Origin of the sequence: Rhizobium sp. SSA_523 (genome assembly GCF_030435705.1) — a bacterium.
Lineage (GTDB): Bacteria > Pseudomonadota > Alphaproteobacteria > Rhizobiales > Rhizobiaceae > Neorhizobium.
This window is the reverse complement of record NZ_CP129382.1, coordinates 322,108-345,758: the sequence shown is the minus strand read 5'-3', so window position 1 is coordinate 345,758 and position 23,651 is coordinate 322,108. Positions and strand designations below refer to the sequence as shown.

At 63.4% G+C, this 23,651-nt stretch carries 27 protein-coding genes; 16 read left to right on the top strand and 11 right to left on the bottom strand.

The annotated features are described in order from the left end of the window. Window positions 1-150 precede the first annotated feature (150 nt). Window positions 151-279, top strand: a complete 129-nt coding sequence (locus QTJ18_RS09915) for a hypothetical protein (RefSeq protein WP_289851976.1) — start codon at window positions 151-153, stop codon at window positions 277-279. A 66-nt stretch (window positions 280-345) separates the two neighbouring features. Here QTJ18_RS09915 and QTJ18_RS09910 read toward each other — a convergent pair whose 3' ends face one another. Together QTJ18_RS09910 and QTJ18_RS09905 are read right to left on the bottom strand one after the other, a co-directional pair. Continuing rightward, a complete protein-coding gene (locus tag QTJ18_RS09910; RefSeq protein WP_252751580.1) occupies window positions 346-1,116 on the bottom strand; it encodes an SOS response-associated peptidase in 771 nt (256 codons plus the stop codon). Window positions 1,117-1,236: 120 nt separating this feature from the next. Continuing rightward, complete coding sequence (locus tag QTJ18_RS09905; protein WP_252751581.1) at window positions 1,237-1,563, bottom strand: YnfA family protein; 327 nt, start codon at window positions 1,561-1,563, stop codon at window positions 1,237-1,239. Window positions 1,564-1,625: 62 nt separating this feature from the next. Between QTJ18_RS09905 and QTJ18_RS09900 the strand changes: the two genes are divergently transcribed. The 7 genes from QTJ18_RS09900 (at window position 1,626) to QTJ18_RS09870 (ending at window position 5,842) form a co-directional block, all read left to right on the top strand. Further along, the gene (locus QTJ18_RS09900) at window positions 1,626-2,072 is read left to right on the top strand and encodes an NUDIX hydrolase (RefSeq protein ID WP_252751897.1); all 447 of its coding nucleotides are present in this window, start codon (window positions 1,626-1,628) and stop codon (window positions 2,070-2,072) included. A 158-nt stretch (window positions 2,073-2,230) separates the two neighbouring features. Then, window positions 2,231-2,659, top strand: coding sequence for a TIGR02301 family protein (locus QTJ18_RS09895; RefSeq protein WP_252751582.1), 429 nt, complete (start codon window positions 2,231-2,233; stop codon window positions 2,657-2,659). A 106-nt stretch (window positions 2,660-2,765) separates the two neighbouring features. Next, a complete protein-coding gene (locus QTJ18_RS09890; RefSeq protein WP_252751583.1) occupies window positions 2,766-3,023 on the top strand; it encodes a hypothetical protein in 258 nt (85 codons plus the stop codon). A gap of 19 nt (window positions 3,024-3,042) precedes the next feature. Further along, window positions 3,043-3,765, top strand: coding sequence for a hypothetical protein (locus tag QTJ18_RS09885; RefSeq protein ID WP_252751584.1), 723 nt, complete (start codon window positions 3,043-3,045; stop codon window positions 3,763-3,765). Between the two features lie 90 nt (window positions 3,766-3,855). Further along, window positions 3,856-4,713: a CAF17-like 4Fe-4S cluster assembly/insertion protein YgfZ gene (ygfZ, locus tag QTJ18_RS09880; protein WP_252751585.1), complete on the top strand. Its 858-nt coding sequence runs from the start codon at window positions 3,856-3,858 to the stop codon at window positions 4,711-4,713. A 32-nt stretch (window positions 4,714-4,745) separates the two neighbouring features. Beyond that, window positions 4,746-5,324 (top strand): HD family hydrolase, encoded by a 579-nt coding sequence (locus QTJ18_RS09875; protein ID WP_252751898.1) that lies wholly within the window; start codon window positions 4,746-4,748, stop codon window positions 5,322-5,324. Beyond that, window positions 5,324-5,842 (top strand): tyrosine phosphatase family protein, encoded by a 519-nt coding sequence (locus QTJ18_RS09870; RefSeq protein ID WP_252751586.1) that lies wholly within the window; start codon window positions 5,324-5,326, stop codon window positions 5,840-5,842. Before QTJ18_RS09875 ends, QTJ18_RS09870 begins: the two co-directional genes overlap by 1 nt. A gap of 109 nt (window positions 5,843-5,951) precedes the next feature. On the opposite strand, the gene QTJ18_RS09865 is transcribed toward QTJ18_RS09870, so the two are convergent. Then, a complete protein-coding gene (locus QTJ18_RS09865; RefSeq protein ID WP_252751587.1) occupies window positions 5,952-6,845 on the bottom strand; it encodes a DMT family transporter in 894 nt (297 codons plus the stop codon). A gap of 161 nt (window positions 6,846-7,006) precedes the next feature. On the opposite strand from QTJ18_RS09865, the gene QTJ18_RS09860 reads away from it, so the two are divergent. Then, on the top strand, window positions 7,007-7,888 hold the full coding sequence (locus QTJ18_RS09860) for a mechanosensitive ion channel family protein (RefSeq protein WP_252751588.1): 882 nt from the start codon (window positions 7,007-7,009) through the stop codon (window positions 7,886-7,888). A 43-nt stretch (window positions 7,889-7,931) separates the two neighbouring features. Here the strand turns inward: QTJ18_RS09860 and QTJ18_RS09855 are convergent, their stop codons facing one another. The 3 genes from QTJ18_RS09855 to QTJ18_RS09845 all read right to left on the bottom strand — a co-directional run bounded on the left by QTJ18_RS09855 (window position 7,932) and on the right by QTJ18_RS09845 (window position 10,673). Next, window positions 7,932-8,723 carry an ABC transporter permease gene (locus tag QTJ18_RS09855; protein ID WP_489667180.1) on the bottom strand — a complete coding sequence of 264 codons (792 nt, stop codon included), beginning with the start codon at window positions 8,721-8,723 and terminating at the stop codon, window positions 7,932-7,934. Window positions 8,724-8,749: 26 nt separating this feature from the next. Further along, complete coding sequence (locus QTJ18_RS09850; RefSeq protein WP_252751590.1) at window positions 8,750-9,538, bottom strand: ABC transporter ATP-binding protein; 789 nt, start codon at window positions 9,536-9,538, stop codon at window positions 8,750-8,752. Window positions 9,539-9,641: 103 nt separating this feature from the next. Beyond that, window positions 9,642-10,673 (bottom strand): ABC transporter substrate-binding protein, encoded by a 1,032-nt coding sequence (locus QTJ18_RS09845; protein ID WP_252751591.1) that lies wholly within the window; start codon window positions 10,671-10,673, stop codon window positions 9,642-9,644. 243 nt (window positions 10,674-10,916) lie between these two features. Between QTJ18_RS09845 and QTJ18_RS09840 the strand changes: the two genes are divergently transcribed. The 6 genes from QTJ18_RS09840 (at window position 10,917) to QTJ18_RS09815 (ending at window position 18,759) form a co-directional block, all read left to right on the top strand. After that, window positions 10,917-13,781 (top strand): DUF2339 domain-containing protein, encoded by a 2,865-nt coding sequence (locus QTJ18_RS09840; protein ID WP_252751592.1) that lies wholly within the window; start codon window positions 10,917-10,919, stop codon window positions 13,779-13,781. Further along, a complete protein-coding gene (locus QTJ18_RS09835) occupies window positions 13,778-14,431 on the top strand; it encodes an HD domain-containing protein (RefSeq protein WP_252751593.1) in 654 nt (217 codons plus the stop codon). Before QTJ18_RS09840 ends, QTJ18_RS09835 begins: the two co-directional genes overlap by 4 nt. A 7-nt stretch (window positions 14,432-14,438) precedes the next feature. Next, window positions 14,439-15,281: an MOSC domain-containing protein gene (locus tag QTJ18_RS09830; RefSeq protein WP_252751594.1), complete on the top strand. Its 843-nt coding sequence runs from the start codon at window positions 14,439-14,441 to the stop codon at window positions 15,279-15,281. A 62-nt stretch (window positions 15,282-15,343) separates the two neighbouring features. Continuing rightward, window positions 15,344-16,219: a DMT family transporter gene (locus QTJ18_RS09825; protein ID WP_252751595.1), complete on the top strand. Its 876-nt coding sequence runs from the start codon at window positions 15,344-15,346 to the stop codon at window positions 16,217-16,219. A 159-nt stretch (window positions 16,220-16,378) separates the two neighbouring features. After that, a complete protein-coding gene (locus QTJ18_RS09820; RefSeq protein ID WP_252751596.1) occupies window positions 16,379-17,350 on the top strand; it encodes a flagellin N-terminal helical domain-containing protein in 972 nt (323 codons plus the stop codon). 185 nt (window positions 17,351-17,535) lie between these two features. Further along, the gene (locus QTJ18_RS09815; protein WP_252751597.1) at window positions 17,536-18,759 is read left to right on the top strand and encodes an MFS transporter; all 1,224 of its coding nucleotides are present in this window, start codon (window positions 17,536-17,538) and stop codon (window positions 18,757-18,759) included. Here QTJ18_RS09815 and recO read toward each other — a convergent pair. Next, window positions 18,740-19,561, bottom strand: coding sequence for a DNA repair protein RecO (gene recO / locus QTJ18_RS09810; RefSeq protein WP_252751598.1), 822 nt, complete (start codon window positions 19,559-19,561; stop codon window positions 18,740-18,742). The genes QTJ18_RS09815 and recO overlap by 20 nt on opposite strands. 276 nt (window positions 19,562-19,837) lie before the next feature. Between recO and QTJ18_RS09805 the strand changes: the two genes are divergently transcribed. Next, on the top strand, window positions 19,838-20,227 hold the full coding sequence (locus QTJ18_RS09805; RefSeq protein WP_252751599.1) for a hypothetical protein: 390 nt from the start codon (window positions 19,838-19,840) through the stop codon (window positions 20,225-20,227). Window positions 20,228-20,304: 77 nt separating this feature from the next. Here the strand turns inward: QTJ18_RS09805 and era are convergent, their stop codons facing one another. The 4 genes from era to acpS form a co-directional block, all read right to left on the bottom strand. Further along, the gene (gene era / locus QTJ18_RS09800) at window positions 20,305-21,243 is read right to left on the bottom strand and encodes a GTPase Era (RefSeq protein ID WP_252751600.1); all 939 of its coding nucleotides are present in this window, start codon (window positions 21,241-21,243) and stop codon (window positions 20,305-20,307) included. 1 nt (window position 21,244) lies between these two features. Next, complete coding sequence (rnc, locus tag QTJ18_RS09795; RefSeq protein WP_252751601.1) at window positions 21,245-21,967, bottom strand: ribonuclease III; 723 nt, start codon at window positions 21,965-21,967, stop codon at window positions 21,245-21,247. Next, window positions 21,967-22,713, bottom strand: coding sequence for a signal peptidase I (lepB, locus tag QTJ18_RS09790; protein ID WP_252751899.1), 747 nt, complete (start codon window positions 22,711-22,713; stop codon window positions 21,967-21,969). The genes rnc and lepB overlap by 1 nt, the downstream gene beginning before the upstream one ends. 227 nt (window positions 22,714-22,940) lie before the next feature. Then, window positions 22,941-23,345, bottom strand: a complete 405-nt coding sequence (gene acpS / locus QTJ18_RS09785; protein WP_252751602.1) for a holo-ACP synthase — start codon at window positions 23,343-23,345, stop codon at window positions 22,941-22,943. Window positions 23,346-23,651 lie beyond the last annotated feature (306 nt).

The window sequence follows — 23,651 nt, the reverse complement described above, 5'->3', positions numbered from 1 at the left end:
TTCTTAACAACAGGTTAACAAATAACCGCAAAAATTTTAGGCAATTTGCGCGATCTTCCGTTGCGTCAAAATTCCGCCCTGTTTTCTGATGATTTGGCGCGCCCGGACGCAATTCATATCGGATTCGCGTCGCGCTTCAGAGGACGAGACATGGCCACCGAATCCAAACCCTCCCTGCAGACCAAGCAGGACCTGCATGCCCCGCTGCGCCCGCTGGCCATCAAGGCCGTTGTCGCGGCTGCGCTGATGCTGAAGCGCAAGACGCTGAAGTCGGCCTGAGCCGAACCTGGGCCTTGACGGTGAGCCGGGCCTGGGCTGACGCGACGGCGGCATGCGCCTCCCCGGTCAGAACAGCGAGAGCTGGCCGGCCTCGTCTTTTCCGGCGGCCGCCTCTTGCCTGGATGGAGGATTTTCCGGCACGACCGCCAGCTGAAGGTCCGGGCCCATATTGGCCACGCTGTTGACCCGGTCCGATACGGGAACAGCCTCCAGCAGATCGTCCGGCGCCGGACGCATGAGATCCGCCACGTCGCGCGGTTCCTGCGTCTTGCAATCCAGCCAGCGGTCGAAATCCTGGGGATCGATCACCACCGGCATGCGCTCGTGGACGGGCGCCAGCCCTGCATTCGCGCTGGTCGTCAGGATGGCGGCGGTATCCAGCTCCGATCCATCGGCAGAGGCGAAGGTTTCGAGGAGCCCGGCAAGGGCGATCAGTCGTCCGCGCTTCGGGCGGATCCAATAGGCCTGCGGTTTCTGCTCACCGCCCTTTTCCGGCCGATGCCATTCGTAATAGCCGGAGGCCGGCACCAGAACACGCCGGTGGCGCATGGCGGCCCGGAAGGACGCCTTCTCGATGGCCGTCTCGGCCCGCGCGTTGAAGAGCAGCGGAAACTCCTTCGGATCCTTCACCCAGCCGGGCAGCAGTCCCCAGCGCGCCAGAAGACTGCTGCGCGCCGGCTGATTGCTGCCGGGCGCCGGGCGATCGCCGGCCGCGACCAGAAGGATCGGCTGGGTCGGCGCGATATTGTATCGCTGCGGGAAATCATCGATCGAGACGGTGCTGAAGAACTCGACGACCTCTTCCGGCGTGGCTGTCAGGGCAAAGCGTCCGCACATGCAGGATCAGATGGCACCGGCATGACGGGTGGTCAAGCCCAAGGCCTTTTGCGCCCCTCTTTGTCGCATAGGTGGGGACCGTTCTCTCCGGCGCTTCGCCGATCGAAGGCCCAGAGCGGCTCACGCCGATCGCGGGCCGAACAGGATGATGGCGCAACCGAGACAGCAGAGAGCCGCGCCGGCGATATCGAAGCGGTCCGGCATCTGCCTCTCGATCAGATAGAGCCAGAGAATGGAGGCGCAGACATAGATCCCGCCATAGGCCGCATAGGTGCGTCCGGCCGCGGCGCTTTCCACCAGCGCCAGGCAGAGCGCAAAGAGGGCAAGGCAGGCCCCGCCGGGCAGGAGCCACCAGACGGGCTTGTCCAGCCGCCACCAGGCCCAGACGGCAAAACAGCCGGCAATCTCGGCGAGTGCCGCCACCGCAAACAGAAGATAGGTCCGCATTGCCCAGTCGTTGCAGACGCGCCCGGCTTGCGCAAGTGCGCAAACCTCCTATCCTTGCGGTCATGACCAATGACCCGACGCAATCGACCGCAACCGCGTGGCCACACGCCGCATCATCCGCCATTCTCGAACGGGATGGCCGCTTTCTGCTGATTCGGCGGCGCAATCCGCCCTCCGCCGATCTCTATGCCTTTCCCGGAGGGCGCGCCGAGCCCGGCGAAACACCCGGGGAGACGGCCTTGCGCGAATTTGCCGAGGAAACCGGCATTGCGGCGCAGGATCCGGAACTCTTCGCCACCTATGATCTGGAGACGCGCGATGAGGCAGGAGATCTGACCAGCCATTTCCACCTTTCGGTCTTTTGCGTGCGCGCCGATGCGGCAACGCAGGCGATCGCCGCCGACGATGCGGCCGATGCCGGCTGGTTCACGCCGGACGAGATCCGGGCGCTGCCCGTTCCGCCAAGCGTGCTGGATTGCGTGGACAGACTTTCGAGACGCGGCAAATGAGGCTACAGACCCTAGTTGGGACCGCTCGCGGCCTCGACCCTGACGCGGCCCGACAGATGCCGACCGCCACACGGGCGAGCGAGACGCCGGGCCTGAACCAGACGCCAAACACAGACGCGAGACCCAGGCGTCAAGCCGAAGCCCGAGCGAAGCCGGAGATGATGCGCCCTCACCTTCTCATTGCCCTGATTGTCGGCGCGCTGGCGCTTTGTCCCCCGGCTTTCGCCCAGAAAGCAACGCCGGCCCCGCCCGCCCCGCCGGTAACCATACCGACAGAAGATAAGCCGCCGCCCTATGATGGCCAGCTGATGCGGCTTGCGGAAATCCTTGGCTCCGTTCACTACCTGCGCACGCTTTGCGGCGCCGATTCGTCGGACTGGCGGACATCGATGCAGACCCTGCTCGATGCCGAGACGCTGAACGAACCGAAACGACGCGAGAAGCTGACGGCGTCCTTCAACCGTGGATTCAGGGCCTTTGCCGGCGTCCACACTGCCTGCACGGCAGCGACCCGCCTGGCGGAAGAGCGCTACCGTCGCGAAGGAGCAACACTGGCGGCAGAAATTGCTGCGCGATATGGAAATTAGAGCTTTGTTAACCTCTTTTCCGCCGCAAGCGTGTCGTTTTGATAAAAGGCTGCTAGAGTTGTTAACGTGCCGGTAACATCCGGCCTCCGTTGCAAGAGGAATGAAAATGCACACAGCGCGCAACGACATCGACGACATGATCGTGCATGAGAAGATGCAGGTGGCGCTCGAATATCAGAGTGAAGCCTGGGCTGACGGTCGTGCAGACGGTATCGAGCCGGAGATCATTGCCGACGCCGCGATAGCGCTTGCCATGCGCGAGACGATTCGTCTGCATGGCGAAGAAGGCGCCGAGGCCATGCTGGAATCGCTGCGCACACGCATGCTGGCCGGCGAGTTCTCGCCCGAGCGGACGGTGCAGTAAGATCACGAGGCCCAGTTTCATGCCCGTCTCTGCCTGGCATTTTTCCCTCAGACGGATCGCAGCGGCCGGTTTCGTGGCCTCTGTCTCCTGCCTGCCGGCCGCGGCCTTCGCCCTGTCCGGCGAAACGGCTCCGGCTGCGCAAAGCCCCGGCCTTTCTCCTTCCTCGCAAAGTCAGCCGGCGCCTCTGCCGGTGCCCGGATCGACTGTCCAGTCGCCGGCGGCAACGGCCGCGCCGGAGACGGGCGTGTCCGGTTCCGCCTCCGAGGATGGAAAGGCGTCCATCGAGATCCTCCACGATCTGTCGACGCTTCCCGAGCCCGTGCGGGCCATGCGGCAGGCGCTGACCGAGGCTGCCGCCTCCGGCGATCCGGAGCGCCTGCGCCCGCTGATGAGTTTCGATGCCGATGTGATGGAGCAGCTGAAGGCCGATGGCGGCGATCCCGTTGCCTCCTTCAAGAGCCTTTCGGGTGATTCCCAGGGTCTCGAAATCCTGGCGATCATGCTCGACATCCTGCAGACGGGAGCCGCGCATGTCGGCATCGGCACGCCCGATGAGATGTATGTCTGGCCCTATTTCGTTGGCAAGCCGATCAACAGCCTGAGTGCTCCCGAGCGCGTCGAGCTGCTGCGGATCATCACCGCCGGCGATCTTGAGACCATGGCGGAAACGAATAATTATAATTTCTACCGGATCGGCATCACCGTCGATGGCCGGTGGCGGCTCTTTGCGGGCGGCGATTGATCGGTCAGCCGCCGGCTTGCCGGCGTCATCGCTTGCACCCGGATCGTGCCCGGCCTATCTCTGGCGTGAAACGACGCGGACCTCAATCTCATGCCTTCAATCCACCTGTCTGACCGAAGCCTGATCGATATCGCCGGCGCGGATGCGCAAGGCTTCCTGCACAACCTGATCACGACGGATGTCGAGGGTATGCCGGAAGGCGAAGCGCGGCCTGGCGCCCTCCTGACGCCTCAGGGCAAGATCCTCTTCGACTTTCTGATCTGGCGCCATTTGGAGGGTTTCCGCCTGGAATGCGACACCGCCCAGCAGGAAGCGCTGATCAAGCGGCTGTCTATGTACAAGCTGCGCGCCGCCGTCACGCTTGCGCCGGCGGGCACCGGCGTGCTTGTCGTCTGGGGTGAGGAGGCGAAGCATGCGCAAGGCGTTATCGATCTGGCCTTCCAGAAGGCGGGTATTCTCGTCAAGCGCCAGGCCGGCGGGCCGCAAGCCGATGAGGTGCAGCCTGTCGCGGCTCAGGCGTATAATCGTCTGCGCATCCAGGCAGGCCTTGCCCTGGCCGGTCAGGATTATCCGTTACAGGATGCCTTTCCCCATGACGTGACGCTGGACCTCAATGGCGGGCTTTCCTTCCGCAAGGGCTGCTATGTCGGGCAGGAGGTTGTCTCGCGCATGCAGCACCGCGGCACGGCCCGCAGACGTCTCGTGCAGGTCGCCGCACAGTCGCCGCTTCCCGCACCGGGCACAGAAATTACCGCCGGCGGAAAGCCGCTCGGCAGTCTCGGCACCGTGGATGGTGCACAGGGCCTTGCGATCGTGCGCATCGACCGGGTCGGGGAAGCGCTTGCCGCCGAAATGCCTATCCTTGCCGGCGGGATGGAGATCGCGCTGACCCTGCCCGCCTGGACCGGGCTTGCCTTTCCCACCGAACCGGCCGAGGGGCATCCGTGAGCCAGACTGCCTCCCTGCGGGCATGGCAACGCATGCTGTCAGGCCGCCGCCTCGACCTGCTCGATCCCTCTCCGCTCGACGTCGAAATTGCCGATATCGCCCATGGCCTGGCGCGGGTTGCCCGCTGGAACGGCCAGACGCGTGGCGATCATGCCTTTTCCGTCGCGCAGCATTCGCTGATCGTGGAACAGGTCTTCCGCCTGGCCAATCCCACGGCAAGCGCGCTCGATTTGTGCATGACCCTGCTGCATGACGCGCCGGAATATGTGATCGGCGACATGATCTCGCCATTCAAGGCTGTGGTCGGCGGCGGCTACAAGACGGTGGAGCACCGGCTGGAGGCGGCCATCCATCTGCGGTTCGGCCTGCCGCCGCATCCCTCGCGCGAGTTGAAGACGAAGATCAAGAAGGCGGATACGATTGCCGCCTATTTCGAAGCCACCGAACTGGCCGGCTTTTCCCAGGAGGAAGCACGCCGCTTCTTCGGCACGCCCCGCGGAATCACCCGCGAGATGCTGGCGGTGGAGCCGATGGCCGCAACGGAGGCGCAGTCTTGTTTCCTGCTGCGCTTTGCGGAACTGGACCGGGCCAGGCGGGAGGCCGCCGGCTGATGGGTTCCATCATCGTCTGCCCGCTCGCCAGCATTGCCGAAATCGCCGTGCGCCACCGCGCCACGGACATGGTGAGCCTGATCGCCAATGGCCAGGATTTCCACCGGCCGGGCGTCATCCGCGCCGAGCGGCACCTGACCCTCCGGATGAACGATATCGCCTTTGCCGGCACGGGCGATCTCGTCGCCCCGAGCGAAGATCACGTCGCGCAGCTGATCGGTTTTGCGCAGAGTTGGGACCGGGCGGCACCGCTTGTCGTTCACTGCTGGATGGGCGTCTCGCGCTCGCCTGCCGCGGCACTGATCGTCGCCCTTGCACTTCATCCCGATCAGGATGAAGTGGCCCTGGCCACCAGGCTGCGGGCCGTGGCGCCGCATGCGACGCCGAATGCGCGGCTGATCGAGATCGGCGACCGGGCGCTTGGCCGCAATGGACGGCTGAGTGCCGCGATCAAATCCATCGGCCGCGGCGCCGAAACCGATGGCCGTGCGAGTTTCGTCCTGCCCCTGACGGCTTGAACCGGCTTATACCAAATGTCGGTGATAGGGATCGATCGCGCCGGAGCGATATTGGTTTGCGGCGAGGAGAAAACCACAGTCGGACCCATCGGTCCGGCGCGGATTGGTATCAAGTCGCTTCCTTCTTGTCGATCGCGGCTTCGCGAAAGATGATGACGATGCCGCTGGCGATGATGATCGCCGCGCCGACAAAGGTCATGGCATCGGGGATCTCGTTCCAGAACAGCCAGCCGATCAGCGTCGCCCAGATCAGCGCGGTGTAATCCAGGGGTGCGATGACCACCGCCGGTGACAGGCGAAAGGCCTGGGTGATCATGGTCATGCCGGCGGTGCCGAACAGGGCGATGCTGAGGAACAGCCAGAGATCGCCGGCCGCAACGGGGGTCCAGAAGAAGGGCGCCAGGAGGCCGCTCAGCAGGCTGCCGACGCCGGTCAGATAGAGCAGAAGCGTCCAGACGCTTTCGCGCGGATCGACGAAGCGTGCGCTCAGCATCAGAAGGCCATAGACGAAGGCCGTGCCGATTGCCAGCATGGAGGCCGGCTGGAAGGCGGCAGAGCCCGGCCGCACCACGACGATCACGCCGATGAAGCCGACCAGCACCGCAAGCCAGCGGCGCCAGCCAACATGTTCGCCGAGAAAGAGCGCGGATACGGCCGTGATGAACAGCGGTGCGACGAAGATCAAGGCGGTGGCCTCGGCAAGGCCGAGATTCATGATGCTGGTGAAGAACAGCACCGTGGCCGCCATCCAGACAAAGCCCCTGAGAAGATGGGCGACCGGCCGATGCGAGCGCAGGGCCGCCCTGCCGCCGGCCTTCCAGGCGATCAATGCGGCAAACGGCAAAGCGATGATATTGCGCAGGAACATGATCTGCACCGGCGAGTAGCCGGTCGTGAGCGTCTTGGCGATCCCGTCATTGACGCAGAGGCAGGCAACGCCTGCGATCATCAGCACGATGCCGGCGGTGGCGTGCTGCGGCTTGGTCTTTTGCAGCTCGTGCATCCGCGTTTCCTAAGATTTCTCCTCCTCACCTACAGCCCTTCTGCGCAAGATCAAGGAAAAAGCGTGAGGACCGCCGCGGGTTGCAGAAGACGATCAGGCTTGACCGCATGGCCTGCCGCACCAGTTAGACCGATCAAAAGACGAACAGGAGTTTCTCCGGCATGGAAGATCAGGCATCCGAATTTGTGGTTGCGACGCAGGCAGCCCTCGCCCAGTTGACGGCCCTGGCCGTGCAATATTCCTTTTCCGTTCTCGGCGCAGTGATCCTGCTGGCCGTCGGCTGGTTCGCCTCCGGTCTGTTCGGCCGCTGGGCCAAGCAGGGCCTCGGGCGCATTCACGGCATCGATGCGACGCTGGCGCAGTTCTTTTCCAACATCATCCGCTATGCGGTGCTGGTCATCGTCATCGTGATGGTCCTCGGCCAGTTCGGCGTGCAGACGGCCTCGATCCTCGCCGCCCTGGGCGCCATCGGCCTGGCCATTGGCCTGGCGCTGCAGGGCACGCTGCAGAATATCGCCGCCGGCATCATGCTGCTGGTGCTGCGGCCGTTCCGGGTCGGGGAATATATCGATACCGGCAGCGTCAACGGGATCGTCCAGGAGATCGGCCTGTTCGCCACCGAATTGAAGACCTATGACGGTCTGTACCGGCTGGCCCCCAATTCGCTGCTGTGGAACGTGCCGGTGACCAATTACAGCCGCCTGTCCACCCGCATGCATGATTTCAAGGTCGGCATCGCCTATGAGGACGATATCGAGAAGGCGATCGCCATCCTGCTCGAGCTTGCCAACAAGGACGAGCGGGTGCTGCAGGATCCGCCCCCCGCCGCTTTCGTCATGGATCTGGGAGACAGCGCCGTCATCCTGGCGCTGCGCTACTGGGCAAACAGCAATGTCTGGTGGATGACCTCCCGCGATATGACCAAGCGCACCAAGGAGGCTTTCGATGCGGCGGGCATTTCCATCCCCTTCCCGCAGGTGACCTACCACAACAGCGAGAAGGTCGCACCGCCAGAGGACAAGCCGACGCTCGAACTGGTCTAGACCATTCGCGTGGCCCCGATCCGACGACCGGGGCCGCTGCCCGCTATTGGGCCATGGTGGAGCGGTGCGCCCAGCCGGTCATCCGTCTTTCCAGCCAAGCCATCAGCGCATACATGGCAATTCCCTCCACGGCGAGCATCAGGAGCCCGGCGAAGACGAGCGGCACGTTGAACTGACTCTGCGCCGAGCTCATCATATTGCCCAAACCGTAATTGGAGGCCACCGTCTCGGACACCACAGAGCCGACAAAGGCGAGCGTGATGGCGATCTTCAGCGAGCCGAAAAAATACGGCATGGAGCGGGGAATGCCGACCTTCAGCATGATATCCATCTTGCGCGCGCCGAGCGCCCGCAGGACATCCTCCGTTTCCGGCTCGATCGTTGCAAGCCCTGTCGCGACATTGACGACGATCGGGAAAAAGGAAATCAGAAAGGCCGTCAGCACCGCCGGCACGGTTCCGATGCCGAACCAGATGACGAGGATCGGCACCAGCGCGACCTTGGGGATGGCGTTGAACCCGATCATCAGCGGATAGAGCCCGGCATAGATCGTCTTGGACCAGCCGATGAACAGGCCGAGGCCGAGCCCCGCCATGACCGCGATCGCAAAGCCGAGCGTCGTCGTATAGAGGGTCTGGATGGAATTCTTCCAGATCGGCGACCAGTATTTGACGATCGCTGCGAAGACGTCGCTGGGCGCCGGCAGGATTGTCGGCGGCATGTCCAGCGCGATGACCAGAAGTTCCCAGAACAGGAACAGCGCGATGGTATAGAGCCAGGGTGCTGCGGCAATCCAGTTCATCCGGGCCAGCATCGGCCTCCTGGCGGGTGTCATGCCGGCGGGATTGTCGGAAACGATGCTCATGCCGTCACCCTTGCGCTGGCGATTTCCCCGTGCAGTTCATGCACCATGTCGTTGAACTGCTTCTCATACATGACATCCAGCGCGCGCGGCCGCGCAAAAGGTACGGGGTGCTCCTTCAGAATGCGTCCGGGCCTTGCGCTCATGACGAAGATCTTGTCGGCCAGGAACACCGCCTCCCGCAGATCGTGGGTCACGAGGATGATCGTCACGCCCTGGGCAGCGTGCAGGTCGCGGATCACGCACCACAATTCCTCGCGGGTGAAAGCGTCGAGCGCGCCGAAGGGCTCGTCCAGCATCAGGAGATCCGGTTCGTGAATGAGCGCGCGGCAAAGATTGGCGCGCTGCTGCATGCCACCTGACAATTGCCAGGGGAATTTCGACCCGAAACCCTTCAGCCCGACCGTCTCCAGAAGAAATTCGGCCTTTTCGACATATTCCCGCTTGTTGGCGCGCAGGCGATGACGATGCCGTTCGACGATTTCGAGCGGCAGGAGGATGTTGTCGAGCGTGGTTCGCCAGGGCAGCATGGTCGGGTTCTGGAAGGCCATGCCGACAATGGAGACCGGCTTGGTCACCTGCTGACCGCCGACGATCACGACGCCCGTCTGAGGAATATGCAGGCCGGTGACGAGCTTCATCAGGGTTGACTTGCCGCAGCCGGACGGGCCGACGACCGCCGCGAAATCGCCCTTGTCGACCCGCATGGTCAGGCCGGCCACGGCCAGCGTGCCGGCGGCGCCGCCATAGCGCATATCGACATTATCGATGGACACGAGGTGGGCCATCCGTTCTCCTTCCGTGATCATGCAAGGGCAGACGCCCCTCACCCGGCTGCCGCCACCCCCTTTCCGCAGGCGGAGAGAGGCTTGGGGTAAGGGGCAGAGCCAATTACGGCAGCATGCGCTCCGCCTTGGCCGGCAGATAGCTCGGATCGAAGACCTGCTCCGCCTTGACATTGCCCTTCAGCCCCATCGAAATCTTCAACGTGTCGATGGAAGCGCCAAGGCGCCCCATGTCGACGCCGCCGAAGCCGTTTTCGATCACATAAGGCGTCTTGATGTTCATGGCATTGGCCATGTTGAGGCGCTCAAGCTCGATATCGCTGTCCAGCGTCTCATTGCGCTTCAGAACGGCTTCGACACCCTCTTGCGGCTTGGCCACCGCATCGGCAAAGCCCTTCGACAGGGCCTTGAGAGCGCCCTTGACGGCGTCCGGGTTCTTTTCCGCGAAGTCGGTATTTACCAGAACGGCATTGCCGTAGAGGTTCAATCCGTGTTCCGCCATCAGGATGGTGGCGATGTCCTCATCCTTGATCCCCTGTTTCTTGAGGTTCAGGATCACCGAAAAGGCAAAGCCGAAGACGCCGTCGACATCGCCCTTGGCCAGCATGGGCTCGCGAACCGGGAAGCCGATGCTCTCGATCGTGATCTTGCTGTCGTCGATCTTGGCCGCCTGCTTGAAGGCCTTCCACTGCGCAAAGGCACCATCCGGCGGCGGGGCGCCCAGCTTCTTGCCTTCCAGGGATTTCGGATCATCCGTCACGCCGAGCGACTTGCGGCCGACAACCGCAAACGTGGGGCGCTCATACACCATCATCACGGCCTTGATCTTCTGGCTGGAATCTTCATCCAGGAACTTGATCAGCGAATTGATGTCGCCGAACCCCATCTGGTAGGCGCCGGTGGCGACCCGCGGAATGGCCTCGACCGAGCCATTGCCCGTATCGATCGTGACATCAAGGCCTTCCGCCTTGAAGTAGCCCTTGTCGAGCGCCAGCAGGAAGCCGGCGGCGGGGCCTTCGAATTTCCAGTCGAGCGTGAATTTGACGGGCGTTTCGGCAAGCGCCGGCGCGGCCAGTCCGGCGGTCAGAGCGAGAGCGGCAAAAGCCGGAAGCTTGGCAAAAAGGCGACGGGTCAGCATGTCCTGTGTTTCCCCCTGGATTTCATGAGACTGGGTCGCATCAAAGCCAATCTGCGGAGGTGACGCAAGCGGAATTTGCACATATTATAATCATTTGTTTGTAACGGCTATGATTTCATCAATTGCTTTTTTCGGCGCCGGACAATGCCTGCCATTTAACCAGAATCGGCATTCGTCAGCAGCTCTTTCCATTCCGGCTCCGGAGCCGATATAACGGGCGGGACTGTCAATGCGGGACATGCAATGCTCGAACTTCTTCTGCTGGTCTTTGTGTTCGCCTTGCTCGTCTGGCACCGGAAGCTGTCGACACGCCTCCAGGCTCTGGAACTCACGGTTGCGGAACTGCGAGGCCGACTCGAGGACGTGCCTGTTGCGGCGGCCGCAGCGGCCGAGCCGCGCGATGCGACGGAGGCTCTTGACGGGACCCTTGCCCAGACCCCGGCCGGAGGAACAGAGGCAGGCGCGCTGGGTCCCGGAGACGGGCCATCCGCAGAACCCGCCCTGGACGATCCGGCCAAGCCGCAGGCCGCGGACGAGCCCCCTCTCCCTGAGCAAAGAGCGGCCCGCGAGAGCTTCGAAAGCCGGTTCGGCGCCCGCTGGAGTGTCTGGGTAGGTGGACTTGCGCTGGCGCTGGGCGGCATATTCCTCGTGCGCTATTCGATCGATGCCGGACTTCTGGGGCCGGCCGCACGGCTTACTCTTGCCGCCCTCTTCGGGATTGTGCTCGCTTCGTGCGGCGAAATCCTGCGGCGCGGCGCCATGCCCCGCCTGCCAAAGGCCTATTCCGGCGCGATGATCCCCGGCATCCTCACCGCCGCCGCCAGCGTCACGCTGATGGCCACGATCTTCACGGCCTATGGCGTTTACGGCTTCATCGGCCCGACCACCGCTTTTCTGGGGCTGGCCGGTATCGCGCTTGCCACGCTGCTGCTCTCCCTGCTGCACGGCCAGGGCCTTGCAGGGCTGGGACTTGCCGCTTCGCTTCTGACGCCGGCACTTGTCGCCACGGACGCGCCCGATATTGCTTTCCTGTTCGGCTATCTTTCCCTGGTCTGGCTTGCCGCGGCGGCGGCGGCACGCATCCGCCGCTGGCATGTGCTGCCGGTGCTGGCCAATATCGGCCTGACCCTCTGGGTCATCGCCTATGCCGTCAATACGCCATTTCTCGATCCGGTACCGCCGGGCGTCGCGTTGATGGTGCTGGTGGCCGGCACCGCCTTTCTCTGGCCTGGACGCGCCTTCGAGACGGCGGAGGGCACGCGTCTCGAGACCGTGCCGCTTGACCCCACAAAGGCACCGTCTGCCGAAGATCTGGTGCAGGCGGCCGGAACGTCTGCCGATCTCCCTTCCGAGCCCCCTTCCGAACCCCCTGCCGAACCCTCTGCGGCCGCGCCGAGCGGCTGGCGACGCCTGCGGTCTCTCTTGACCCGCCGGCCGCGCGCCATCGTCTGGTCGGCCTCGGCCTGCGTCTTCTTCGGCCTGCTTTGCCTGGTCGTGCTCGCAACACCCGGCCCGACGCATCCGGTCATGATGCTCACGGCGGTCACGGGAACGCTGGCCGCGCTCGGCGCCGGACGCCGCGCCGGAGCCATTCCCGCCGTCACCTCTGCCGTCACCGCCATTCTCGGGATCGGCATCATCCTTCTCATCCAGCCGATCGCCCTTTCGACACCGCCGGTCTCGGAGGCTGGGTCCGGCTCCTTCCTGGCTGTCTCGCCAAGCGTGCTCGGCGCCCTCACCCTCGGGGCCATCTTTACGGTCTGCGGCCTGATCTTCCTGCGCCGCAAAGGGCCGGAGGATCCCGATCTTGCGGCGCTCTGGGCGCTTCTGGCCGCCCTTGTTCCGGTCACCCTGGCGGCCCTCACCTTCCTGACCGAAGGCAAGCTCGGCCGCGACTGGCTGCACGGGCTCTACGGGCTGGCGATCGGCTCAGCGCTGATCCTCTCGGTCGAACTGGCAAGCCGCAAAGGGCGGTTGCCGGCCCTTGCCGGCGACCTCCTGATTGCCGGCTCCTTTGCGGCCTTCACCTTCAGCCTCCATGCCCTCACCCATGGGCTGACAACGACGCTCGCCGTGGCAGCGCTCGGCTTTGCCTATGTTCTGGCCGCCTCGATCCGGTCCTGGCGCGGCCTCCCCTTCGCCATGGTCCTTGCCGCCGTGGTGGTCGGCGCCCGCATTGCCTGGGAACCGACGATCGTCGGGCCGGAGGCGCTCGCCAAGACGCCGGTGTTCAATGCGCTTCTCGCCGGTTACGGCATTCCGGCTGCGCTTCTCATCCTGTCCTGCTGGCTGCTGCGCCACTGGCCGGGCCGGCGCGCCCTCAATGCGCTGCAGGGGCTGGCGGCTCTGTCCGGCCTGCTCACCCTCTCGATCCTCGTCCGCCACGCCATGAATGGCGGCGTCCTGACGGAGCATGTTCCGACGCTCGGGGAGCAATCGATCCATACCTTGCTGCTGGTCGGTGCCTCCGGCCTGCTGATGACGCTGGATCTGAAGAGCCCGAGCATGACGTTCCGCTATGGATCGATGCTGGCCGGCGTGATTGCGACCATCAATATCCTCTTCGTGCATCTGTTCATGCTCAACCCCTTCTTTACCAATGAGCCGATCGGCACCTGGCCGCTGGTCAATCTTCTTTTGCCCGGCTATCTGCTGCCGGCGCTCGGCTTTGCTGGGCTTGCCCTCTATGCCCGCGACAAGCGGCCCCAGCTTTATGTCGTGATGCTTGCCCTTTCCGGCGCTGTCCTGGCCTTTGCCTGGGCGACGCTATCGGTACGCTGGTTCTGGCATGGCTCGATGATCGGGGATTGGAAAGGCTTCCTGCAGGGCGAGACCTATACCTATTCGGTCGTCTGGCTGCTGATCGGCGTCGGCCTGCTTGCGCTCGGCTCGCGACTCGATGCAAGAACCTTGCGTCTTGCCTCGGCGGGACTCGTGCTGATCTCCGTCTGCAAGGTCTTTCTGATCGACATGTCGAACCTGGAAGGCATATTGCGCGCCTTGTCCTTCATCGGACTGGGCGGCGTGCTGATCGGCATCGGCATGTTCTACCAGCGCATTCTGGCGCGCTCCAACCGGGTGTCTCCGCCCGCCGGTGATACAGCATGAACGACGAGGTTTCCCGCTTCGGCTTCACGCCCTTCGACGGGCTGGCCGAAACGCTTCTGCCACAGGCCGTGGAGGCCGGCGACGGCGCGCATGACGTGGCGCATCTGCTGCGCGTCTTTCACAATGCCATGCGCATTCAGGCGGAGGAAGGTGGCGACGCAGAGGTGATCGCCGCTGCCGTCCTGCTGCATGATTGCGTCTCGCTGCCGAAAAATCATCCCGACCGCGCCATATCCTCACGGCTTGCCGCGGAGAAGGCCGCCGGCATCCTGTCCGGCCTAGGCTGGGAGAAAGACCGGGTCGAGGCGGTCGCGCATGCCATTCTCACGCATAGTTTTTCGGCTGGCCTCACGCCCGAGACGCGGGAGGCGAAAATCCTGCAGGATGCCGACCGGCTGGACTCGCTGGGCGCCATGGGGATCGCGCGGACTTTCTACACCGCCGCGCGGATGGGATCGAAACTTTATCATCCCGGCGATCCGCAAGCCGCCTCGCGTGACCTTGACGACCGGGCCTATGCCATCGATCACTTCGAGACGAAACTGCTGAAGCTCGCCGAGGGCTTCCAGACCGGGGCCGGCCGCCGGCTCGCCGGAGAGAGACACCGGCGGCTTGTGGCATTCCGCGACATGTTTTTTGACGAGTTATGAGGATCTCATGCGCATTTCGGCCCTGAACATCTTTCCCATGAAGAGCGCGCGCGGCATCGCGCTTGAGGAAAGCCCGATCGATGCCATGGGGCTGGCCGGCGACCGCCGCTGGATGCTGACCGATGAGACCGGTTATTTCATCACCCAGCGCGACATGCCGAAGCTGGCACGCCTCATCGCCCTGCCGACGCAGAGCGGGCTGACGCTCGGGCTTGACGAGGAACGGCTCGACATCGCCATTCCGTCTCCCGACCGGCGCATGGAGGTGGTGATCTGGAAGTCCTCGGTCTCCGCCGCGCTTGCAGATGACAGGGTCAATGCGAGGCTGTCGCACTGGCTGGAACGGGAGGTGCGGCTTGTCTTCTTCGACGACAGGGCAAGGCGCGTGGCCAGCCCGGAATGGGCGGGAAGCGAGGCTCCGGTCGCCTTCGGCGACGGCTACCAGGTTCTCGTCACCACCACCGGCTCCCTGGCGGCGCTCAATGCCGACATGGCGGCCCATGGCGAGGAAACGGTCGGCATGGATCGCTTCCGCGCCAATATCGTTCTGGAGCATGACGAGGCCTGGGCGGAAGACGGCTGGTCCGCCATCGCCATCGGCGATGTGGTGCTCGATCTCGTAAAGCCCTGTGCGCGTTGCATCATGACGACGCAGGACCAGCAAACCGGTTCGCGCGAGGGCGCATCGCCCATGCCGGCCATGGGCCGTATCCGAATGTCCGGCGACCGGCGTGTTCCGGGGCCGCTCTTCGGCTGGAATGCCGTGCCGCGATCGAGCGGCCATCTGAAACTGGGCGATCGCGCGCGGGTCATCGACACCCGCGAGGCCTGGTCCATCAAGCGCCGCTGATCGGCGGACGAAGGAGTGCGGTGTCCGCGTCCCCAAGGACAAAGGCCCTGCGAGATCATGCCATGACCGGAAAAACCCGCGGGCTCGTCTTTGCCCTTGCAGCCGTAACCATATTTGCCGGACAGGATGCCATTTCCAAGCATCTCGCCACCCATTATCCGCCCATCTTCATCACCATGATCCGCTACTGGGTCTTCGGCATCTTCGTCATCCTGCTCAGCGCCCGCTCCAAGGGCGGCATTGCCGGGGCGGCCAGGAGCGCAAGGCCGCTGCTGCAGATCCTGCGCGGCCTTATCCTGGTGACGCAGATCGTCATGGCCATCACCTCCTTCGCGCTGGTCGGCCTGTCGCATACGCAATCAATCTTTGCCGCCACGCCGCTGTTTGTCGCCGCCCTCTCGGTTCCCCTGCTCGGCGAACGGGTGGGATGGCGGCGATGGACGGCGATCGCGCTCGGTCTGTTCGGCGTCCTGCTGATCATCAATCCGACCACAGCGAGCCTCGACATCAAACTGCTGCTTCCGGTTGCAGGCTCGGCCGTATTCGCCCTCTATGCCATTACCACCCGGCTGGCCGGACGCACCGACAGTTCAGAAACCAGCTTCTTCTATACGGGCGTTGCCGGCGCCATCGCGATCAGTTTTGTCGGGCCCTTCTTCTGGACGAGCCTTGCGGCCCAGGACTGGATCTGGATGGCGGCGCTCTGCTGCACCGGCATCAGCGGCCATTATCTCTTGATCCGGGCCTATGATCTCGTCGATGCCGTCACCGTCCAGCAGATCGGCTATGTGCAGGTCGTGCTGGTCTGCATCCTCGGCGTTGCGATCTATGGGGAACTAATCACCGCAAACATGGTGGTGGGCGCGCTGCTTGTCATTGGAGCGGGCCTCTTCACCATCTGGCGGGAGAGCCGATCATCGCGTAGGCAACAGCTTTAAGTAGAAAACGCACCAGGACCCGGCGTGAATTAAGCCGACATTAAGGTTAGCGGTGCTTAAATTTGACCCGGGACATGACGGTTGGCGCTAACCATGTTTGTTCGGTTGGCGCGTCGGTCCTGCGTGTGTGTGTAGCGTATTTTCGGGTCATTGCGTATCATGACGAGTATCAGGACGAATGTGGGCGCCATGGTGGCGCTTTCCACCTTGCGGAGCATTTCCGAAGACCGCGAAATCGCCGAGGGGCGAATGTCGACCGGCCAGCGGGTGGGGAAATCGTCGCAGAACGCCGCCTACTGGTCCATCGCTGCGACGATGCGCTCCGACGACAAGGCTCTTGCCGCCGTGCAGGATGCGCTCAATCTCGGCGCCGCCACCATGGATGTGGCCTATCGGGGCCTGTCCTTCGCCATCGGCGTGGTCGACGAGATCAAGGCCAAGCTGGTGGCCGCCAGCGAGCCGGGCATGGACCGGCTGAAGGTGAACACCGAAATCGACCAGTTGAAGGGGCAATTGCAGGCCATTGCCGATTCGGCCAGCTTCAACGGCGTCAACTGGCTGCAGATCCGCGACGGCTCCGACACGACCGCCAAGGTGGCCGCATCCTTCTACCGCGACCTGAACGGCGGCGTCTTCATGGAGACGATCGAGACGAAGCTCTGGGATGCCAATGGATCGATCACCTCCCTGATCGACGGCCGCTCCACGGGAACGCAAGGCGAAGCCGGGATTTTGACCAGTACGCGCTTTGCCGGCATGGCGGGATCGACGACTGGCTATGTTCTCGTGGTCAACGACAGCAACCGGGGCAGCGCAAGCGAGATCGAGCTGACGGCCGCAACCACCACCGACCAGCTGAACGACATGATCAAGACGGTGGACGGCATGCTGCAGATGATGGCCGATTCCGGCGCGACCTTCGGCGCCATGCAATCACGCGTGGCAATCCAGACCGAATTCATGAGCAAACTGCGTGACTGGATGGCCGATGGCATCGGCACGCTGGTGGATGCCGACATGAACGAGGAGGCGACCCGGATCAAGGCGCTGGATGCCCAGGAGCAGCTGGCGCTGCAGGCCCTGTCGATCGCCAACAACCAGCCGCAGTCGATCCTGTCGCTCTTCCGCTAAAGCAGATTGCGGTTTTGTCAGATCGGCGCTCCAGCAAAGGGTTTGCTGGTTGTGCGGCGTTCGGGCGGGGAGCTGAGCGGTCCCAGCCGCGCGATCTATCAAACTCAGTGATGGAATGGTCCAATAAAATATGATTGGCTTCCTGGCAGGCAGGGGTATTCTCCGGCGACATCGGGAATCGCGCCATGACTGAGACACCATCCCCCCGCCTGCCCTGGACCATCATCGTCTGCGGCTCGCTCATCGTTCTTCTGGTCTTCGGGCCGCGTTCCGCCATGGGCTTCTTCCAGCTGCCAATGCTGACGGAAACCGGCTGGGACCGCTCCACCTTCGGGCTGGCAATGGCGCTGCAGAACCTCTTCTGGGGCATGAGCCAGCCCTTTTTCGGCGCGGCGGCGGATAAATACGGCACCGGCCGCGTGCTGGTCATGTCCGGCCTGCTCTATGCGGCGGGGCTTTGCGTCATGGCCTTTGCGGCAGCGCCTCTATGGCTGCATATCGGCGGCGGCATCCTTGTCGGCATGGGGATCGGCGCCGGTTCCTTCAGTGTCGTCCTGTCGGCCTTTGCCCGCCATGTGACGCCGCAGCAGCGCTCCATGGCTTTCGGCATCGGCACCGCAGCCGGATCGGCGGGCATGTTCCTGTTTGCGCCGGTCAGCCAGGCTCTGATCAACCTCTATGGCTGGTCCGACAGCCTGGTGATCATGGGCGTGATGATGCTGGCCGTGCCGCTTCTCGCCCTGCCCTTGCGCGGCAATTCCACCTCCGGCACGCAGCCGGGCGTCGCCTTCCAGCAGACGGCGGCAGAGGCCCTGCGCGAAGCCTTCAGCCATCGCAGCTACGTGCTTCTGGTGACCGGCTTCTTCGTCTGCGGCTATCAAGTGGCTTTCATCACCGCGCATTTTCCCGCCTATCTCGGAGATATCGGCATTGATGCCCGCTATGCGGTGATCGCCATGGCCTGTATCGGCTTCTTCAACATCATCGGCTCGCTGGCCGCCGGTGTCATCGGCCAACGCTATTCGAAGCCCTATTTCCTGGCGCTGATCTATATTGCCCGTTCGGTCGTCGTCACCGCTTTCCTGCTTCTGCCGCAGACGCCTGCATCGGTGGTGATCTTCGCCGTGGTCATGGGACTGCTCTGGCTGTCCACCGTTCCGCCGACCAACGGTCTGGTGGCCATCATGTTCGGCACGCGCCATCTCGGCCTTTTGGGCGGCATGGTCTTCCTCACCCACCAGATCGGCTCCTTCCTCGGTGTCTGGATGGGCGGCTATCTCTACGACCGGTTCGGCTCTTACGATCCCGTCTGGTGGCTGGGCGTGGTGCTCGGTCTCTTTGCGGCTGCCGTGCATTGGCCGATCGTCGAAAAGCCCGTCGAACGGCCGCTCATTCCCGCGGCGGCATAAGATCCTCGGCCGGAGGCGCAAGCACCGGCTCACCGGCCCGGCCTGTCTCGGCCGGTGAGCCTGGCGCTTCGAGACGCGCCATCACCTTCAACGCCGCCTGGACGAAACCCTCGCGGGCGGCGTTCTGCTGGATCCCGCGCGGCTCGTAGACATGGCGATGCAGAAAGAAGCCGCTCAGCCTGAAGGCCTCCACCAGGCTCTTGCTCGTCGCGCCGACCGAGGCATCAGGCGCTAGAAATGGCGGCAGGGCCAGCAGACGATCCGCATAAGGTGCTCCCGCCTCCCGCGATACGGCGCGGCCGCTTTTCGGCGAGACATAGATCAGATCCTCGCGCCGGCCCGTCGCAGCGCATTCCGTCAGATCGAGACCGAAGCCGAGATCGTTGAGCACGGCGAGTTCGAAGCGCACGAAAAGCTCCCCCGCGCCGGCCGGATCATCCATATGATCCAGGATGATATTCAGCGCCTCGTAAAGGTGCGGATGCGGATCGCGCTCCGGCAGGAGGCGCAGGAGCGCGCCCATGGCCTGAACGCCATAGACGGCCGTGGCCTGCTCCATCAGCCGCGCGGCACGCAATTGCACCGGCTCCAGCCGATAATCGCCAAGATGTTCGTCCAGCCTGGCCCGCCACACGGCATCAACCCGGTTGCCCGGCTGCAGCACCGGCTGCATGCTCCGGGAGCGGCCGCCGCGCACGAGGCCGAGATGGCGACCGCGCGCGCGGGTCATCAGCTCCGCCACGACGCTGGTCTCGCCATGCCGGCGAACCCCGATCACGATGCCCTCATCCTGCCATTGCATAAAGCCTGCCGATCTCCTGCCTCGCCATCATCTTACATCAAATGCACGGCGCGGACATCCGTTGCGCGGGAAACAGCAGGTCCCGAGCAGCCCGGGAGCCGCCATGGGCGGCCCGGGAGCAGCGACAGGGGCAGCGCTGCGGAGCCTTTGCGCACGCCGGGCAGGTCCTGATCCCAGATGTCGCATGCTCACGGCCTCCGCTTTCCCCCCGAAACGCCCGCATGGAACCAAAACCGGTTTTGCGTGTTCCCCGCGCACAGAAACCGGGAAAACACCATGCGCCATCTTCTCATCGCCGCCAGCGTCACCTTCAGCCTCGCCCCTGCCCTCTTCACCGGATCGGCCCTGGCGCAGTCTCCCGGGCTTGAACAGGCTTGCGTCGCGGTTGCGAAGACCTTCCTTTTGACGCCGGTGCTGAAGACGGGCGTGGTCCAGTCCTTCCCGGAACTGACGCCGCCCGGTGCAAGGCTCACCTATTCGACTCGCGAAAACCCCGAGGCGACCGATTTCCAGGATACGATCGAATGCGAATTCAAGCAGAGCCAGGCACCCTTCGGCCTGACCCGCTTCTGCATTTCCAATACATGCTACGCGCCGAACGAGGATGATCCGGAGCGCCAGCGCCGCTTTGCCGAGGTGAAGGCGCTGATGGACCGGCAGAAATAGGCGAATCGGCCGCTTCGTCCATCGTCTTCACCGAGATTCCGGTCGGAAAACCGTGGGACGGGCTTCGCGGAGCCTGCTTAGCCTCTCGGGAATTCCAGGCCCATTTCGCGGAAACGTTCGGGATCGTCACCCCAGTTTTCCCTCACCTTGACGAAGAGGAAAAGGTGCACGGGCTGGTCGAGGATTTCGGCCAGTTCCTTGCGGGACGCGGTGGAAATCGCCTTGATGGCTTCGCCGCCCTTGCCGAGGGCGATCTTCTTCTGGCTCTCGCGCTCGACATAGATCACCTGCTCGATCCTGACAGAACCGTCCTTGCGCTCTTCCCACTTCTCGGTTTCGACATGGGAGGAATAGGGCAATTCCTGATGCAGGCGCAAAAACAGCTTCTCGCGCGTGATTTCCGCGGCCAGCTGCCGCATGGGAAGGTCCGAAATCTGATCTTCCGGATAATACCAGGGGCCTTCCGGCAGCCGCTTGGCCAGATGGTCCATCAGGTCGTCGCAGCCGGAACCGGTGGTGGCGGAAATCATGAACGTGTCGTCGAAGGCGACGGCGGCATTGGCCTCGGAGGCGAGCTTCAGCAGATCCTCGCGCTTGACCTGGTCGATCTTGTTGAGGACCAGGATCTTCGGCTGGCGAACCTCCTTCAGTCCCTCCAGAATGGCTTCGGCATCGCCGCGCAGACCGCGCTCGCTGTCGATCAGCAACATGATCACGTCGGCATCCTTGGCACCGCCCCAGGCCGAGGTCACCATGGCGCGATCCAGCCGACGGCGCGGCTTGAAGATGCCGGGCGTATCCATGAAGACGATCTGCGCAGTGTCGTGAATGGCAATGCCGCGCACGATCGCCCGCGTCGTCTGCACCTTGTGGCTGACGATCGACACCTTGGCGCCGACAAGGCGGTTCACCAGCGTCGACTTGCCGGCATTGGTGGCGCCGATCAGCGCGACGAAGCCGGATCGGGTGGCAGGCGCCGCCTCTTCAGGGCCATCCATGGTGTTGTCTTCGGTCATCTTATCCTTCAGTCTGCGATGGCGGGGTTTGCCATACGCCTTCCCGTTCCAGCATTTTCGTAGCGGCGACCTGTTCTGCCGCGCGCTTGGAGCGTTCAACGCCCGTCTCCGGCTCCACGCCCTTGACCTCCACCGTCACGGTGAAGCGCGGATCATGGTCCGGACCGGACCGGTCGTCGACGCGGTAGACAGGCGTCAGGCCGAACTTGGCATGCGCCCATTCCTGCAATTCCGTCTTGGCGTCGCGGCGGGCGGCCAATTCGCTGGTCGCGCGCTTTTGCCAATGGCGCAGAATGAAGCGGCGCGCCGGCTCCATCCCTCCATCGAGATAGAGCGCGGCGATCAGGCTTTCCACCACATCCGCCCGCACATTCATCATGCGCTTGCCGGTCAGCTTCTTCACATCCGAACCGGTCTTGATGAACTGGTGCAGTCCGAGCTCATCGGCGATCTCCGCGCAGCTTTCGGCACTTACCAGCTGGTTCAGACGCACGGACAGCTCACCTTCGGTCGCCGCGTGGAAGGTGTTGAACAGCAGTTCGGCGACGCAAAGTCCAAGAACGCGGTCGCCCAGAAATTCGAGCCGCTCGTAATTGCCGCTCTTGGCCGTCCCGGTGCTGGCATGGGTCAGCGCCCGGTCCAGCCATTGCTTGTCCGTGAAAGCGTGCCCGATCACCGCTTCGAGCTTCGCACGCTGATCCGCGGACAATTGCGCCGCCCTCATCAATCCACCACCTTGAACAACCGATCCCAGCGCATATTGGCAGGCCATTTCCAGATTTCGCGGAACGAGGTGTCGTTGCCGAGCGAGAAGAAGATCACGCTTGCCCGGCCGACAAGGTTTTCCGCCGGCACGTAACCGACGTCGAAGCGGCTATCGAGCGAATTGTCGCGATTGTCGCCCATGAAGAAATAGTGGCCCTCGGGCACGACGAATTCGCGGGTATTGTCGCCGCGCGAATTCGGGCTCTGATCCAGAGTGTCGAAGCTCTTGCCATTGTCGAGGGTCTCGCGGAACACCGGAACGTCGGAACCGGGATCCAGGCGGTAATCGGAGGTGAAGGTACCGTCCGGCTGCTTGGGAACCGGCTCGCCATTGACCTGCAGAACGCCGTCGATCATCTGCACCCGATCACCCGGCAGGCCGATCAGACGCTTGATGTAATCGACATCGGGATCCGTCGGCAGGCGGAAAACGATCACGTCGCCGCGCTTCGGCTCAGAGAATTGCAGGATCCGGCCGGAAAAGAGATCGGGCGAGAACGGCAGCGAATAGCGCGAAAAGCCGTAGGCAAACTTGTTGACGAAAATATAGTCACCCACCAGCAGTGTCGGCATCATCGAGCCGGAGGGTATAGTGAAGGGCTGAAACAGGACGGTTCGGATCACCATGGCAAGCAGGAGCGCCTGGATGATGACCTTGATGTTTTCCCAGAGGGCGTTCTGCTTCGTTTCGACTTTTTGAGACACGGTGACGTCTTTCGTTTTCAGCAATGTGCGCTTCTCTAACCCCTTCGCAAAACCGGGGCAATGGCACCCGCGGGCTCTAGGGTCAAAACTCAATCAGGTTCCGGGTTATGCCACGTCGCGAAGCCTTGAAAGGGGCTGGCCCTTCCTGCGGCTTCGCGCCTCGAACTGAACGATTTTCTCTCATACCAAGCGCCAAATCCTGACTAAGTTTTGACCCCTAGACCTCTTCAGCCCGCCCGAGGCCTCGCCTCGATGACGACAAAGGCCTGGGCATAGGGGAATTCATCGGTGATAGTGAGATGAATGACGGCATCATGGCCATCCGGCAGCAGCGCCTCCAGGCGTTCCGCCGCGCCGCCGGTCAACTGCATCGTGGGCTTGCCGCCCGGCAGGTTGACGACGCCCATATCCTTCCAGAAGACGCCCTGCGCCAGACCGGTGCCAAGCGCCTTGGAACAGGCCTCCTTGGCGGCAAAACGCTTGGCATAGGATGCCGCGCGCATGCGCCGGCCATCGGACTTGCGTCTTTCGATTTCGGTGAAACAGCGATGGGTGAAGCGCTCGCCGAAGCGCTCGATGGATTTCTCGACCCGTCTGATGTCGATCAGGTCGCTGCCCATGCCAATGATCATGCGGGATCCTTTTCGCCTTCCCCTCGCCAATCCTTGTCAGATAAGACTTCGCCTGTCGACGGCCAAGGGTTCAGCGTCCTTTGATGGAGGCCGAAATGCCCGACATCATGCGATACCGGATGTCATGGCGATATCGCAGCGGCGGGGCAGATACAACAGGCGCGCATTCCACATTCTTGCCAGGGACGGCGCGTGTTCGCTGAAGAATAGGATCTGTTGCCGGCAAGAACTGACCTGGACGAGAGAAAGTCAGCGTCGCTATGGGAAGCGCCTTTCCGCCCCTTGATCGACCGGTGCGCGATAAAA

Coding starts and splice junctions, on each gene's coding strand:
- QTJ18_RS09820 (WP_252751596.1), top strand. CDS start 16,379: ATGACGAGTATCAGGACGAATGTGGGCGCCATGGTGGCGCTTTCCACC.
- QTJ18_RS09840 (WP_252751592.1), top strand. CDS start 10,917: ATGCTCGAACTTCTTCTGCTGGTCTTTGTGTTCGCCTTGCTCGTCTGG.
- era (WP_252751600.1), bottom strand. CDS start 21,243: ATGACCGAAGACAACACCATGGATGGCCCTGAAGAGGCGGCGCCTGCC.
- QTJ18_RS09805 (WP_252751599.1), top strand. CDS start 19,838: ATGCGCCATCTTCTCATCGCCGCCAGCGTCACCTTCAGCCTCGCCCCT.
- rnc (WP_252751601.1), bottom strand. CDS start 21,967: ATGAGGGCGGCGCAATTGTCCGCGGATCAGCGTGCGAAGCTCGAAGCG.
- QTJ18_RS09830 (WP_252751594.1), top strand. CDS start 14,439: ATGCGCATTTCGGCCCTGAACATCTTTCCCATGAAGAGCGCGCGCGGC.
- QTJ18_RS09825 (WP_252751595.1), top strand. CDS start 15,344: ATGACCGGAAAAACCCGCGGGCTCGTCTTTGCCCTTGCAGCCGTAACC.
- QTJ18_RS09870 (WP_252751586.1), top strand. CDS start 5,324: ATGGGTTCCATCATCGTCTGCCCGCTCGCCAGCATTGCCGAAATCGCC.
- QTJ18_RS09885 (WP_252751584.1), top strand. CDS start 3,043: ATGCCCGTCTCTGCCTGGCATTTTTCCCTCAGACGGATCGCAGCGGCC.
- QTJ18_RS09890 (WP_252751583.1), top strand. CDS start 2,766: ATGCACACAGCGCGCAACGACATCGACGACATGATCGTGCATGAGAAG.
- QTJ18_RS09905 (WP_252751581.1), bottom strand. CDS start 1,563: ATGCGGACCTATCTTCTGTTTGCGGTGGCGGCACTCGCCGAGATTGCC.
- QTJ18_RS09845 (WP_252751591.1), bottom strand. CDS start 10,673: ATGCTGACCCGTCGCCTTTTTGCCAAGCTTCCGGCTTTTGCCGCTCTC.
- ygfZ (WP_252751585.1), top strand. CDS start 3,856: ATGCCTTCAATCCACCTGTCTGACCGAAGCCTGATCGATATCGCCGGC.
- QTJ18_RS09835 (WP_252751593.1), top strand. CDS start 13,778: ATGAACGACGAGGTTTCCCGCTTCGGCTTCACGCCCTTCGACGGGCTG.
- QTJ18_RS09915 (WP_289851976.1), top strand. CDS start 151: ATGGCCACCGAATCCAAACCCTCCCTGCAGACCAAGCAGGACCTGCAT.
- QTJ18_RS09875 (WP_252751898.1), top strand. CDS start 4,746: ATGCTGTCAGGCCGCCGCCTCGACCTGCTCGATCCCTCTCCGCTCGAC.
- QTJ18_RS09855 (WP_489667180.1), bottom strand. CDS start 8,723: ATGACACCCGCCAGGAGGCCGATGCTGGCCCGGATGAACTGGATTGCC.
- QTJ18_RS09815 (WP_252751597.1), top strand. CDS start 17,536: ATGACTGAGACACCATCCCCCCGCCTGCCCTGGACCATCATCGTCTGC.
- QTJ18_RS09895 (WP_252751582.1), top strand. CDS start 2,231: ATGATGCGCCCTCACCTTCTCATTGCCCTGATTGTCGGCGCGCTGGCG.
- QTJ18_RS09900 (WP_252751897.1), top strand. CDS start 1,626: ATGACCAATGACCCGACGCAATCGACCGCAACCGCGTGGCCACACGCC.
- QTJ18_RS09910 (WP_252751580.1), bottom strand. CDS start 1,116: ATGTGCGGACGCTTTGCCCTGACAGCCACGCCGGAAGAGGTCGTCGAG.
- recO (WP_252751598.1), bottom strand. CDS start 19,561: ATGCAATGGCAGGATGAGGGCATCGTGATCGGGGTTCGCCGGCATGGC.
- QTJ18_RS09850 (WP_252751590.1), bottom strand. CDS start 9,538: ATGGCCCACCTCGTGTCCATCGATAATGTCGATATGCGCTATGGCGGC.
- QTJ18_RS09860 (WP_252751588.1), top strand. CDS start 7,007: ATGGAAGATCAGGCATCCGAATTTGTGGTTGCGACGCAGGCAGCCCTC.
- QTJ18_RS09865 (WP_252751587.1), bottom strand. CDS start 6,845: ATGCACGAGCTGCAAAAGACCAAGCCGCAGCACGCCACCGCCGGCATC.
- acpS (WP_252751602.1), bottom strand. CDS start 23,345: ATGATCATTGGCATGGGCAGCGACCTGATCGACATCAGACGGGTCGAG.